We start from the raw sequence: 13,277 nt of genomic DNA on the forward strand, positions 1-13,277 counted from the left end.
CCGCCGGAAACGTTACAACTCGTTGATGCGGCGGCATTTTCATGCCGCGCCCGTTTCGCATCGGCACGACTCGTCATATGATGGACCCGGCGCATGAGTCACCATCGACGCGCGTGAACGGCCTACGCCCAACGCACGCGATAAACCGCCAATGCCAACAAATATGCGAGCCGACCATGAACAAGCCCAGCGAACGCATCGTCGTATTCGTCACGACCGCGCAGAAACGCGCGATCACCGCCGCCGCCGGCAATCTGGGCATTAGCGTCAGCGAACTGATGCGGCGCGCGGTACTGAGCTTCGGGGCGACCAGCGAACAGGTGAAAGCGGCCAGTATCGTCGACCGGCTACGCGCGCCGCGCGAGCCGGACGCGCTCGACGCGGCGCTGCAACGGGTCGCGCGCGGCACGCGGCACGCGCGGGCGGCGCTGCCGGCCGCCTTGCAAACACGAGACGGCAGCCATTCCGCCGCGCCGGCAGACGGCGTTGCCGCGCCGCATGCGGATGAATTGCCGGACATGCCCGCCGCTGCAAACCCTGCGCCCCTGCTGCCGGCCGGCGTACTAGCCGCCCTCGCCGCCACCGCAGCCGACGAAGAAGCCGCCGCGGCAGCCGAAGCCGTGGCTCGCGTCACTGCGGCCAAAGCGGCGGCAACAGCCGGATCGGCGACGGAAGAAACGAAAACGGAAGTGCAGCCGCTCAGCGTGCTCAAGCGCCCGCGCCTCGACTCCGCCGCTCGCGACGAAGCCGATCCGCACGGCGACCCGAGCACCGAAGGCGGCCGCTTTGCGTGAACGGCGTTGAATGACGCCATGAATGGCGTCATGCGGGAACGATGCGCCGGGAAATCAGCAATCAGCGATTGCGCATCGTCGCATCATGGCATTGCGAGGCTTTCGGCATTGCAAGGTGAAACAGTCGAACCGCCTCGCGTCCGGCAGCGGCATATTGGAAACGCACACGCCAGACGGCCTCCAGGCGCAGCTCATGCGGCAACGCCGCACTGCGCCGCCCGCGTGCGGCGCCTGCTCGAGCGTGCGCTTGACACGCGATCATATTTTCACATTCGCGACACCGATGGCGAGCAGAGTTCGCGATTGCCTCATCATGCCCTTTAAGACGTTTTTAAGAGATTGCGTGGTGTAATATCCGCGAGCAGCTGAATTCCCGTCGCGCATTTTAACCGCTGCGCACTGTTTGCAAACCCGATTTTACGAACCCGGACAATTTACGGCGCCGCTATTGCAATCGGCGCATGCGCCCCGAAATCCGGTGCGACCGCTTGCGCAGCTTCGAGCGCAGCGGCGTAAAGTAACAGCTGAAAAGCAGTTAAGCGCGCTGGGATTTATTCAGCGCCGATTACATTCTTTGGAGGTTTTCATGTCGCTTTTTGACAGCATTTCGCGCACGCTTAAAGGTCTCCTGAACGATGCAGCCGATTCGGTGCAAGACCCGTCACGCGACTCGCGCCAGATCGTGCGCGAACTCGACGACAGCATCGCTAAAGCGGAGAACTCGCTGATCGAGATTCAGGCGCAAGTGGCCACGCAGCAAAGCAAGCGCGATGTTGCCGCGGACAAGGCGAAGAAATACGAAGACGGCGCCAAGCGCGCGCTGCAATCCGGCGACGAAGCGCTGGCGCGTGAAGCCCTCGGCGCGCAAGCCACCGCCGAAGCCGAACGCGACGCGCTGGCCAAGGAGCTGACCACGCTGGAACCTTCGGTTGAACAGTTGAAGAGTCAGATCGAAGACATGCGCGCCCGCCGTAACGACCTGAACGCACGCTCGAACATTCTGCAAGCCAAGCAGCAGATCGCTCAGGCCAAGGACGTCGCGGCAACCGCGTTGGGTGGTATCGGCGGCCAGAATCTGTCCGAAGATTTCCAGAAGCTGGAAGACAAGGTCGCGCTGTCCAATGCCCGTTCCGACGCGCGTCTGAATTCGGCTGACGTGAAGAGCGGCAAGGCGCTCGACGACAAACTCGCGGATCTGAACCGCGGCCCGTCGGTCGAAGACCGTCTCGAAGCGTTGAAGAAACAGATCAATACGCCGGCCCAGTAATTGTGTTGACGGGATGGCGCAGGGGCAGTTCGCAGTAAGCCGTCAGGCAGCGTCCGCATGGTGCGACGCTGCGAGTTTTACCGGCGTTCCGGGCGTATTCCGGCACCCCCGCCACATGCGTATTAACCGGAGCGCCGGCCGCCGGATCGCCGGCCGCCGGAATCGATTGCCAAGGAGACGGGCGCGCAGCGCCCGGCCCGTACATGAAAAAATTTCTCGCAACCGCGTTCGCTTCACTGCTGCTGGCGTCGGCCGCGGCGTTCGCCGTCCCGACGGTTCAGCAGATCGAATCCGCGATGTCGCAAGGCAACTGGCAACAAGCCGGCGCAGGCTTGAGCGAAGTGCTGCAAGCGCATCCGAACAATGCCCGCGCGCACTATCTGTACAGCCAGGTGCTCGATCGCGAAGGCCGTTATGCCGACGCGCTCGCCCAGGTCCAACAGGCCAAGACGCTCGACCCGCAAATCCGCTTCACCGACCCGACCCGTTTCGCGCAAACCGAAGCGCGCATCCGCAAGGACGCGGAACGTGCCGGCGGCAACACCACGAATCGCGCGGCTAACCCGTTCGTGCAACAGAACACGCCGGCCGTGCAGCAACAGTCGGCGATGGTGTCGCAGGCGCCGCAACGGCATGGTCCGGGGATCGGCTTGTGGATCGGCATGATTCTCGTCATCGGCGTGATCGCGCTAGTGCTGCGCTGGACACTGCGCCGCGCCCGCTCGCAAGACGATTCGCGCGCCGACGACGATCGTCGCGTGCAACTCAAGCGAGCGACCGACATGTTGAACGCCGTGCGTTCGTTGAAGCTCGACGTCAAGCTCTCCACCGTGCAAGGGCATGAAGCGCTGGAGAAGGAAGTCGAAGCGACCGAAGAACAGCTGCGCGGCCTCATGGAAACGCTGTCGAACGGCAAGAACCCGGTGCCGCCGTATCAGCTGGACGAACTGGAGCAGCGCATCGCCAGCCTGCGCGCACGCGCTGACGGGCGGCCCGATCCGCATGCCACGCCGGCCGTCGCCAGCACACCGCAGTCGCCGTATGCGCAGGAAGCCGAGCGTTTCGGCAATCCGCCGCAAGCGCCCTATCCGCAGCAAGGCCCTTATCAGCAACAGCCGCAGGTGATCGTGCAGCAAGGCGGCGGCGGTTTCGGCGGCGGCATGGGCGGCTTGCTGACCGGCGTGCTGCTCGGCGAAGCGCTGAATTCCGGCCGTGAACGCGTGGTCGAACGCGATGTGATCGTCGATGACGAAACGCGTCGCCGCGGCAGCAACGAAGGCGGCAATGGTGGCGGGCTCGATTTCGGCCAGGGTTCGAACGACTGGAACGACAACAGCGGCGGCGGCGTCGATCTGGGCAGCAACGACGACTCCGGCGGCTGGAACGATACCTGAGCACGACCAGAGCACGCGCTTTCGGTACGCCGCCAATGAAAAAACAGGCTCCTTCACGGAGCCTGTTTTTTTGCGCTTCCTCTCTACGCCCTCGCCGCTTCGTGTTGCGCGAGCAGCACGGACCCCGCAAACAGCCTGACGATGAAACGCTCCGCATAAGCGATCAGGGCTTCCCGGCGCGCGGCATTGGCGGCGATGTATTCATCCGACAGATGAAACAGTTGCAGCACGATCTGCGTGCAGACTTCGTCGATAGTCTCGCGGGCTAGCGCCGGCATCAGATTCAACTGCGCGACGTCGTCCGCCATTTCCGCCGACACCTCGTAGAGGTTCGCACGTACCGCTTCGCGTAGCACCGGCGAGGTGCCGTGATACTCGACCAGCGCGCTGCGGAAGGCTTCGCGGCTTTCCAGCGCGAACTCGAAAAACGCCAGGCAGGCGCGGCGCGGCACGCTATGCGGCTCGTCGTGCGCGGCCAGCCAGCGTTCGCGCCGCAGCATCGGCCGCAAGCGGCGGCTCACCGATTCGACCGCTTCGCGCGCCAGATCGTCGAGCGTGTTGAAATGACGATAGAACGTGTTGGGATTCAACCCCGCCTCGCGCGCCAGTTCGCGCAAACCCAGGCTCGCAAAACTGCGGCCGCCCGCAGTCAGGCGCAACGCGGCTTCGATCAGCTTGCGCTTGCCGGGCGGTAATTCCTGCCCGGCCGCGGCGTAGTCAGCGGCGGGCGCCGCTTCGGGTACGGATATCATGAGGTTTCAATCGGCGCGAAACACGTGCGTTTAATTGTCGTACTCTAAACGATCTTGACGCGAAGTGTACAGTTGTCTACCCTGCGCGTCAGGCTGCAGTAGACACCTGCAGACACCTGAATTTTGCAGTCCCTCGACCAACTCCGGAGACCCGCCGTGACACCTGCCTCATCTGCCACGCCACGCATTGCCATTGTCGGAAGCGGATTCGCGGGCATCGGCATGGCGATTCGCCTTCAGCGAATGGGCATCACGTCGTTTACGGTCTACGAGGCGGCCGGCGATATCGGCGGCACGTGGCGCGACAACGCCTATCCCGGCGCGGCCTGTGATGTGCCGTCGCATCTGTATTCGTTTTCTTTCGAACCCAACCCGGCGTGGTCGCGCGCGTTCAGCGGCCAGGCGGAAATCTTTGCGTACCTGAAGCATTGCGCGCGCAAGTACGGCGTCGAGCGTTTCGTGCGATGCAACGCGCGCGTGAGCGCCGCGCGCTTCGATGAAGCGCGGCAGATATGGCACGTCGAGATCGATGCGAACGGCCAGCGCGAAAGCATCGAAGCCGATGTCGTGATCGCCGCGAGCGGTCCGCTGTCGCGGCCGGCCATGCCGCAAATCGCCGGGCTCGAGCGCTTCGAAGGCAAGCTGTTTCACTCGGCCCGCTGGGACCATGCGTATCCGCTCGAAGGCAAGCGCGTCGCCGTCATCGGCACCGGCGCGAGCGCGATCCAGTTCGTGCCGCGGATCCAGCCGCGCGTCGCCCGGCTCGAACTGTTCCAGCGCACCGCGCCGTGGATCATGCCGAAGCCCAACAAACCGATCGGCCCGCGCGCGCGTTGGCTGTTCCACCATCTGCCGTTCACGCAGCGTTTCGTGCGCAATGCCATCTATTGGCAACTCGAATCGCGCGCGATCGCGTTCGTCGTCAATCCGAAGCTGATGAAGTTTCCGATGAAGTTCGGTCTGAGCTATCTGGAACGGCGCGTCAAGGATCCGGCGCTGCGCGCCAGGTTAACGCCGAACTACCGGCTCGGCTGCAAGCGCGTGCTGTTGTCGAGCGACTATTATCCGGCGCTCGGTCAGCCGAACGTCGACGTGGTGACGGCCGGCATCCGCGAGATCGTCGCCGACGGCATCGTGACCGAGGACGGCGCGCATCACCCCGCCGACGCGATCATTTGCGGCACGGGCTTCCAGGTCAATGACGTCGGTGCGCCGTTCGACGTGACCGGCATCGGCGGCGCCGATCTCGGTGCGATGTGGCTGCGCGACGGCCCGCAAGCGTACCTCGGCACCAGCATCGCGAACTTCCCGAACTTCTTCATGATGGCCGGCCCGAACACCGGCCTCGGTCACAATTCGATGATCTACATGATCGAGTCGCAGGTGCAATACATCGCCGATTGCCTGCGCGAACTGCGCCGGCGCCGCGCGCGCACGATGAATCTGCGGCCCGACGTGCAGCGCGACTTCAACGCGCGTTTGCAGAAAGAGATGCAGCACTCCGTCTGGGCGAGCGGCTGCCATAGCTGGTATCAGACGAAGAGCGGCAAGGTGACCGCGATCTGGCCGGGCTTCACGTTCAGTTTTCGCAAGCGCACGCGCCGCGTGCGGCCGCGCGATTATCGCTTTGCGCCTTGATGCGCGTCGATGTGCATTGATTCGTGACGATTCATGGTTTTGCGTTCTCGCTGCATACGTGGAATCGCGTCGCCGACGAACTCAAGCGCACGCATCGCGCGATCCGTCTCGATCTGCTGCCGTTCGGCGTAACAGGTCCGCTGCGCTCGACTTCCGGCGCGATCGAAACGATGAATCTGCCGACCTACCGGCGCTTTATCGATACGTTCATGCAGGCGCTGGGCATTGTGCGCGCGACGCAATCAGGCGTCAGACGCAAAAAACCTAGACCGCCATAACGGCCCTCTTCCTCTCGGCTCTCTGCATGAAGTAATTCCCCACCACGACCCCAACCGTGACGACGGCAATGAACAGAGTAGCAAGCGCATTCATCTCGGGATTCAACCCAAGCCGAACACGGGAGAAAACCACCAGTGGCAAGGTAGTCGACCCAGGACCCGACAGGAACGCCGACAAAACCAGATCGTCGATCGACAGAGTGAATGACAACAGCCACCCGGACACAAGCGCCTGCGAAATCAGCGGCAACGTAATGGAGAAAAACACCCTGACCGGCGTAGCGCCAAGATCAAGCGCCGCTTCTTCAAGAGCAGGATGCAATTCCTTCACGCGGGACTGAACGATGATGGCCACATAAGAAATACACAGCATCACGTGCCCGATCCAGATCGTGAAAATGCCACGCCCGGCGGGCCATCCCAGCCACTTGGCCATTTCGATGAACAACAGCAGCAGCGAAATCCCCTGAATCACCTCGGGAATCACCAGCGGTGCATTGATCATCCCGGTATAGAGCGTAAAGCCGCGAAACCGTCCCATTCGCGCGAGCACAAACCCGGCCCACGTGCCGATCACGACGGAAGCAAACGCCGTCAACAAGGCCACCCGCAAAGACAACCACGCGGCGGCAATCAACTCGTCATCGTGCAGCAACGCCGCATACCAGCGCGTCGAGAAGCGCGTCCACACCGTGACCAGCTGCGATTCATTGAACGAATACACAACCAGACTCACGATCGGAACATACAGAAACAAAAACCCAATCCCCAATGCAATGAACTGCAAAATCCGGTTCGGCTTCATCAGCGCCCTTCCTCCATCGCCTTAGCCTGCGCGTATTGGAAAAACGCCATCGGCACCAATAGCAACAACACCATCGCACACGTCACGGCAGACGCCATCGGCCAATCGGCATTGTCGAAAAACTCATTCCACATCACGCGGCCAATCATCAGCGTGTTCGCGCCGCCCAGCAATTCGGGAATCACGTACTCGCCTACCGCCGGGATGAACACCAGCAAACAACCGGCGATGATGCCGTTCTTCGACAGCGGCAAGGTGATCTGCCAGAACGCCTTCCACGGCTTCGCGCCGAGGTCGTAGGCGGCTTCCAGCAAGGTCATGTCCATCTTCACCAGGTGCGCGTACAGCGGCATCACGAGAAACGGCAGGTACGAATACACCATGCCGATATAAACCGCGGTATTCGTGTGGTACAGCTCGACCGGCGTATGAATCAAGCCGGTCGACATCAGAAAGTTGTTCAGCAAACCGTTGTTCTTCAGAATCCCGATCCACGCATATACGCGAATCAGAAACGACGTCCAGAACGGCAGCATCACCGCCATCATCAGCAGGTTGCGCCTCGCCGGATTCGAACGCGCGATGTAGTACGCCATCGGATAACCGATCAGCAAACACAGCAAGGTCGATATCGCCGCCACCACCACGGAATTCACATAGGTCGCGAAATACAGGCTGTCGGTCAGCAAAAACGCGTAATGCGACAGATCGAGCGCGACGTGAATCACGCCGTCCGTATAGGTCGTCAGTTCCGTATACGGCGGAATGCCGAGCTGCAAATCGGCGAAGCTGATCTTCACGACCAGCAGGAACGGTACGAGGAAAAACAGCAGCAGCCAGGTGAACGGCCCGGCCACCACCGCAGTGCGGCCGGTCAGGTTGAAGCGGCGCACCGGCCACGCTGCCAGAGAACTCACCAGGCGCTTCATGATGTCAGCACCACGCCGGCCGATGCGCTCCAGCGCACATACACTTCGTCGCCCCAGGTGGGCGGATCGATCTCCGTCAAGGCGAGGCTCGTGACGTTCGCAATCACCGTTTTGCCGGCCTCGAGCTTCACGTGATACAGCGAATAGCCGCCCATGTACGCGATATTCGTGACGACGCCCTTGCCCCAGTTGTACGCGCCTTCAGGCGGCTTGCGCGTGAGCGCGATACGCTCGGGCCGCACCGAGATCGTCACCGGCATGCCGAGCGGCCCGCTGATGCCGTGACTCACGTAGAGTCGGCACGGCAGATCGGGCGTTTCGATAAACACGTGATCGGGCTCGTCCTCGACGGTACGGCCTTCGAACAGATTGGTCGAGCCGATGAACTCGGCTGAAAAGCGGCAGTTCGGAAATTCGTACACTGCGTGCGGCGTGCCGAGCTGGACGATCTCGCCTTCGCTCATCACGGCAAGGCGGCCGGCCATCGTCATCGCCTCTTCCTGGTCGTGGGTCACCATGATGCAGGTCACGCCGACCTTGTCGAGAATGTTGACCAGTTCGATCTGGGTGCGCTGACGGATCTGTTTGTCGAGCGCGGACATCGGCTCGTCGAGCAACAGGAGTTTGGGCCGCTTGACCAGCGAGCGCGCGAGCGCCACGCGCTGCTGCTGACCGCCGGAGAGCTGATGCGGCTTGCGCTTCGCGAAGCGGGTCATCTGCACCAGTTCGAGCGTGTTCTGCACACGCTCTTTCATCTCGGCTTTCGGCACGCCTTCCTGCCTGAGGCCGAAGGCAACGTTGGCCTCGACCGTCATGTGCGGAAAGAGCGCGTACGACTGGAACATCATGTTGGTCGGGCGGCGGTACGGCGGCAACTGCGCGAGGTCTTCGCCGTCGATCAGAATCTTGCCCGAGGTCACGGTTTCGAGGCCTGCGAGCATGCGCAGCAAGGTCGACTTGCCGCAGCCGGAACTGCCGAGCAGCGCGAACAGTTCGCCCTTTTTCACCGACAGACTGACCTGCTTGACCGCCACGGTCTCGCCGAATTTTTTCACGACGTCGACGATCTGCACGAAATTGTCCGCGGCGTCGTCCGCAACGGCGAGATGGCTCGGGGACCGTGCTACAGCCCCCGCCAGCACGCCCGTCTGGTCACTACTCATCATAATGCTGCTTCACTCCGGCGTTTGACGAACAAAGCCCCCGGTGGACACCGAGGGCTTCATGATGATGCTTACCCGTTCACTCTGGCCGCGGGTCAGCGGCCCGACTTGAATTCAGTCCACAGCCGCGTTTGCAGCCGCTGGATTTCCGGCGGCAACGGCTTGAGCAGGAACAGGGTCTTGATGACTTCAGGCGGCGGATACACGGCCGGGTCGCTCGCCACGTCCTTGTCCACGTACTTGCGCGCTTCGAGGTTGGTGCTCGGATAGTAGACGGCGTTGGTGATCGCGGCGTGCACCTGTGGCGTCTCGATGTAGTTGATCCACTCGTGCGCGGCTTCCTTGTTCTTCGCGTCCTTCGGAATCGCCATCACGTCGAACCACACCGGCGCGCCGCCCTTCGGAATGTAGTACTCGATCTTGTAGGCCTTCTTCGCTTCGACCGCGCGATGCTTGGCGATCACGACGTCGCCCGACCAGCCGTATGCAAAGCACACGTCGCCGCCAACCAGATCGTTGATATAACCCGACGAGTTGAACTGCGTGATGTACGGACGGATCTTCTTCATCATCGCGAGCGCGGCGCGGTAGTCGGCCGGGTTCGTGCTCATCGGATCCTTGCCGATGTAGTGCAGCGCGGCGGCGAACATCTGGTCCGGTGCGTCGAGCACGGACACGCCGCAGGCTTTCAGCTTCGAAATGTTTTCCGGCTTGAAGAGAACGTCCCAGTTGTCGAGCGGCACGTTCTTGCCGAGGATCTGCTGCGCCTTGGTGACGTTGTAGCCGAGGCCGGTCGTACCGTACGCCCAGGGCACCGTGTACTTGTTGCCCGGATCGGCGCCGGCCACCAGCGCCATCAGCGACGGGTCGAGATATTTCAGGTTCGGCAGCTTCGATTTGTCGAGCGGAGCGAAGATGCCTGCGGAGATCTGCTTGCCGGCGTAGTTGCTGGTCGGCACGACGATGTCGTAGCCGGAATGGCCGGTAAGGAGCTTGGCTTGCAGCGTGTCGTCGCTATCGTAGTTGTCATACTTGATCTGGACGCCGGTCTGCTTGGTGAAGTTCGGGATGGTGTCCTTCGCGATGTAATCGGACCAGTTATACACATTCAGCTGCGTGTCTTTCGCAACGGCTGTCAACCAGGGCGCCGCGCACAAGACCAGCGCCGCCACTTGCCCTACTACTCGTTTTTTCATCCCGTTCTCCGATCCTGACCGGCCCGAGCCGGACTCGTCCTCACTCACGCCGCGAAACATCACCCGCGGCTCCCCTGAAAAACCCGAAAACTACCATCAATTATTGCGCGCTTCAAAAAAAATGCCAGGTTGTCGCGCAAACGGTACAGCGTAAGCCGCGCCGCTACAAAATGGGCGCAATTTTAGCGAGTTATCAGCCCGTGTCTACCCGAAAAAAACACCAGTGGCCGTCCCGGTGCGATCGCGTCGTCACGTTGCGCGTGCTGCGTGCGCGGGGTTCGCGCTCCGGGTTCGCCGCTGGGTTCGCTGCTGGGTTCGCCGCCGGGCTCGCTTCGGTCACGCGAGTGTAACCGTCGACGGTTGGCGTCGACGGTTGACGTCGGGCGCCTATGCGCATCGGCTATTGTCTGAGCGACGATCAACGGACTGCCGTTTCACGGTGCACAAATAGCTGACGGAAAGACAAAGCGGGACAAAGAAGGTTTTTTGTTTGCTCTGCTCGATCCGTTTCTGCCCGATCCCTATGCGAACGAAGCTATTTTGTAAGTATTCTCTTAGCATCTCCCGATGACGCGCGACGACATCGCTCGGCACGGCGTCGTTTGACGCTGGGCCGCGTTCCTCATTGCGCCCTTCCTTGCCACAGCAAGACGCATTCGCCGCATCGGTTAACATAGCGGAACTCCGCTTCCCGCCCAAGGTTTCCGATGGCTTCGAATCTCCACGATCTTCCCGACAGCCCGTGCATCGGCGTCTGTTCCACGCTCTTCGACGAAGTCTGCAAGGGCTGCGGCCGCACCGCAGCCGAAGTGTCCAACTGGGTGTTCCTCAGCGACGAGGAAAAGCACGCTGTGTGGGTCCGGATCCAGCAGGATGGCACGGCAATGCGCTTCAAATATGACAAGCTGTGACCTCCGTTGGGTTCGTTTCGCGCTTGCCATAGAAAACGCCGGGATATCCCGGCGTTTTTTTGAGCGCTAATTTTGAGCGCCGAGCCTGACAAGGCTGTCATCAGAACCGCATACCGACGCCCAGGCCGACCACCACCGGGTCGATACTCAGCCGACCGAGCGACTGACCGCCGAGCGATGCATCGGTGTGCATCCAGATCTTCTTGATGTCCGCGTTGACGAACAGCGACCTGGTCACCTGCACGTCGACGCCGGCTTGCAGCGCCGGGCCGAAGCTGTGATTGGTGATCGAGATCGGCTGGCCGCCGGCGTTCAGGCCGTTGTTGTAGAAGTACGTGTAATTGATACCCGCGCCGACATACGGACGAATGCGCCCCGCGTGATTGAAGTGATATTGCAACAGCAGCGTGGGCGGCAACACGTTCACGCCGCCGAGATTGCCGAGGCTCGATGTGAGCTGATGGCGCGAGGTGGCCAGAATCAGCTCGACGCCGAGGTAATCGCGGATCATGTACGTCAGATCCAGCTCCGGCACGATTGCATTGTTGACGCCCACATTCAGCGCCGACAGCGATTGGCTGGTCTCCACGTTCGGCACGATGCTGATCGCGCGCAGACGCACCAGGACGTCGCCGGCATGAATGCCGTTCATCTGGTCGTCACCGGCTGCATGCGCCTGCTGAGCCAGAGCGCCCGCGCATAGCAGACTCGACGCGACGGCGGCCGCCTTGATTTTTTTCCTGAGCGAGTGCTTCATGTGCTTCCCCGAGTGTTTGTTTGCGTGCGGGGATTGTCGAGGGTCTCGCCAGGCTCCGCGTTGACCCGCATCAACCCAGCGAGTACGCCCATCGCCCTGCGACAGCCGGTCGCGTCGCGCCGGTCAGCAGCAATTCGATCAGATCGTGCACGCTGCGAATTGCCGTGCCGAACGGCAACGCTTCGCGGCCGCGGAAGAACAGACCATTGGCCACGTCGCCGCGCAACGCCGCGGCGAGCCGCGTATCGATGCAGAAGTGGCCGAATTTCTCGATTCCGTCGCGCATGCCGCACACGCTGAGGCACTCGAGCGCGGTCGGGCAGACTTGTTTGAGCGCGCCGATCTTCTCGCGAATTCTTGTTTCGTTGCGCAGATAGCGCATCAGCCAGGGCGTTTTCACGGCGCGCGCGGGCAGTCCCGTCACGCTGACGAACTCGACGATGTCGTCGGGCGTCGCGTCAGCCAGCACGCGCTTGAAGTTGGGATGCGCATCGCCTTCTTCGGTGACGGCGAACGGCGTGCCGAGCTGCACGCCGTTTGCGCCCGCGCTCAACAGATTGCGCACCGCTTCGTGGCTATTGACGCCGCCCGCGACGATCAGCGGCACGTCGTTGCGATCCAGGCCGAGTGACGCAAATACTGAATCGAGCTCTTCGAGAATGCGAAAAAAGTCGAAGCGCGGGTCGTGCAGGTCGGCGAGGTTGCTCACACCGAGGTGTCCGCCTGCATGGGCGGGATGTTCGATCACCACTGCGTCCGGCAGACGGCCTTTTTTCAGCCATTTTTTCAGCACCAGGGCGACGCCACGGCTGTCCGACAGGATGGGAATCAGCGCAATGTCGTGGCCATCGGTCATGTCGGGCAAATCGAGCGGCAGGCCCGCGCCCATCACGATCGCATCGGCACCGTTTTCACAGGCGACGCGCACGTAGTCTGCTTGCGCGCTGACTGCTTTCATCACGTTGACGGCGATCATGCCGCGGCCTTCGCTGATTGCTTTCGCGGAGTGGATCTCGCGGGCCAGCGCGGTGAGGTTGGCTTGTTCCAGGGTAGCCCGGTCCGGGCTTTGACGGCAGAGTTCGCTCAGATCGGCATGGTGATGGCGCAGGTCGATGCTGGCGATGGTGCCGAGAGCGCCCTCGCGGGCGACCGTGCCGGCGAGCCGGTGAGCCGAGATGCCGACACCCATACCGCCTTGCACGATCGGCAGCAAGGTGCGGCCGCGGATGACCAGAGGTGGGAAGGAGTGAGAGGTAAACATGGCGACCTATGGGTTCGGTTTTTCGAAACGGTCATAGTCGTTGTTGGGGCGCGATTTGCATTGCGCTGGGTCAAGCGGTTGGCGACATGTTTGAGTTTCTGGTTGGAGGGTTGACGCTCGTCACGCTGTAGC

12 protein-coding genes and 1 pseudogene are annotated in these 13,277 nt (G+C 62.0%); 6 read left to right on the plus strand and 7 right to left on the minus strand.

The features are described from left to right. Positions 1-176: 176 nt before the first annotated feature. From AC3WLT_RS01705 to AC3WLT_RS01715, 3 genes are all read left to right on the plus strand, one after another. Positions 177-794, plus strand: coding sequence for a hypothetical protein (locus AC3WLT_RS01705; RefSeq protein WP_492590167.1), 618 nt, complete (start codon positions 177-179; stop codon positions 792-794). A 586-nt stretch (positions 795-1,380) separates the two neighbouring features. After that, the gene (locus AC3WLT_RS01710) at positions 1,381-2,061 is read left to right on the plus strand and encodes a PspA/IM30 family protein (RefSeq protein WP_492590169.1); all 681 of its coding nucleotides are present in this window, start codon (positions 1,381-1,383) and stop codon (positions 2,059-2,061) included. Positions 2,062-2,264: 203 nt separating this feature from the next. Beyond that, on the plus strand, positions 2,265-3,455 hold the full coding sequence (locus AC3WLT_RS01715; protein ID WP_492590170.1) for a tetratricopeptide repeat protein: 1,191 nt from the start codon (positions 2,265-2,267) through the stop codon (positions 3,453-3,455). 83 nt (positions 3,456-3,538) lie between these two features. Here the strand turns inward: AC3WLT_RS01715 and AC3WLT_RS01720 are convergent, their stop codons facing one another. After that, positions 3,539-4,207: a TetR family transcriptional regulator gene (locus tag AC3WLT_RS01720; protein ID WP_492590172.1), complete on the minus strand. Its 669-nt coding sequence runs from the start codon at positions 4,205-4,207 to the stop codon at positions 3,539-3,541. Positions 4,208-4,363: 156 nt separating this feature from the next. On the opposite strand from AC3WLT_RS01720, the gene AC3WLT_RS01725 reads away from it, so the two are divergent. After that, positions 4,364-5,845, plus strand: a complete 1,482-nt coding sequence (locus tag AC3WLT_RS01725) for a flavin-containing monooxygenase (protein WP_492590174.1) — start codon at positions 4,364-4,366, stop codon at positions 5,843-5,845. Between the two features lie 23 nt (positions 5,846-5,868). Further along, a pseudogene (locus AC3WLT_RS01730) lies at positions 5,869-6,093 on the plus strand (alpha/beta fold hydrolase); the annotation flags it as partial. 16 nt (positions 6,094-6,109) lie between these two features. Here AC3WLT_RS01730 and AC3WLT_RS01735 read toward each other — a convergent pair. The 4 genes from AC3WLT_RS01735 to AC3WLT_RS01750 form a co-directional block, all read right to left on the minus strand. Next, positions 6,110-6,928 carry an ABC transporter permease subunit gene (locus AC3WLT_RS01735; protein ID WP_492590176.1) on the minus strand — a complete coding sequence of 273 codons (819 nt, stop codon included), beginning with the start codon at positions 6,926-6,928 and terminating at the stop codon, positions 6,110-6,112. Then, complete coding sequence (locus AC3WLT_RS01740; protein WP_492590178.1) at positions 6,928-7,857, minus strand: ABC transporter permease subunit; 930 nt, start codon at positions 7,855-7,857, stop codon at positions 6,928-6,930. Before AC3WLT_RS01740 ends, AC3WLT_RS01735 begins: the two co-directional genes overlap by 1 nt. Beyond that, positions 7,854-9,020, minus strand: coding sequence for an ABC transporter ATP-binding protein (locus AC3WLT_RS01745; protein WP_492590179.1), 1,167 nt, complete (start codon positions 9,018-9,020; stop codon positions 7,854-7,856). The genes AC3WLT_RS01740 and AC3WLT_RS01745 overlap by 4 nt, the downstream gene beginning before the upstream one ends. Positions 9,021-9,115: 95 nt before the next feature. Next, complete coding sequence (locus AC3WLT_RS01750) at positions 9,116-10,216, minus strand: polyamine ABC transporter substrate-binding protein (protein ID WP_492590181.1); 1,101 nt, start codon at positions 10,214-10,216, stop codon at positions 9,116-9,118. A 707-nt stretch (positions 10,217-10,923) separates the two neighbouring features. Between AC3WLT_RS01750 and AC3WLT_RS01755 the strand changes: the two genes are divergently transcribed. Further along, positions 10,924-11,127 carry a DUF1289 domain-containing protein gene (locus AC3WLT_RS01755; protein WP_115101027.1) on the plus strand — a complete coding sequence of 68 codons (204 nt, stop codon included), beginning with the start codon at positions 10,924-10,926 and terminating at the stop codon, positions 11,125-11,127. 100 nt (positions 11,128-11,227) lie between these two features. On the opposite strand, the gene AC3WLT_RS01760 is transcribed toward AC3WLT_RS01755, so the two are convergent. After that, entirely contained in the window at positions 11,228-11,884 is a 657-nt protein-coding gene (locus AC3WLT_RS01760; protein WP_492590183.1) for an OmpW/AlkL family protein, read from the minus strand. A gap of 70 nt (positions 11,885-11,954) precedes the next feature. After that, positions 11,955-13,145, minus strand: a complete 1,191-nt coding sequence (locus AC3WLT_RS01765) for an NAD(P)H-dependent flavin oxidoreductase (protein ID WP_492590185.1) — start codon at positions 13,143-13,145, stop codon at positions 11,955-11,957. Positions 13,146-13,277 lie beyond the last annotated feature (132 nt).

Source organism: Paraburkholderia sp. FW306-2-2C-D06C (assembly GCF_058781505.1).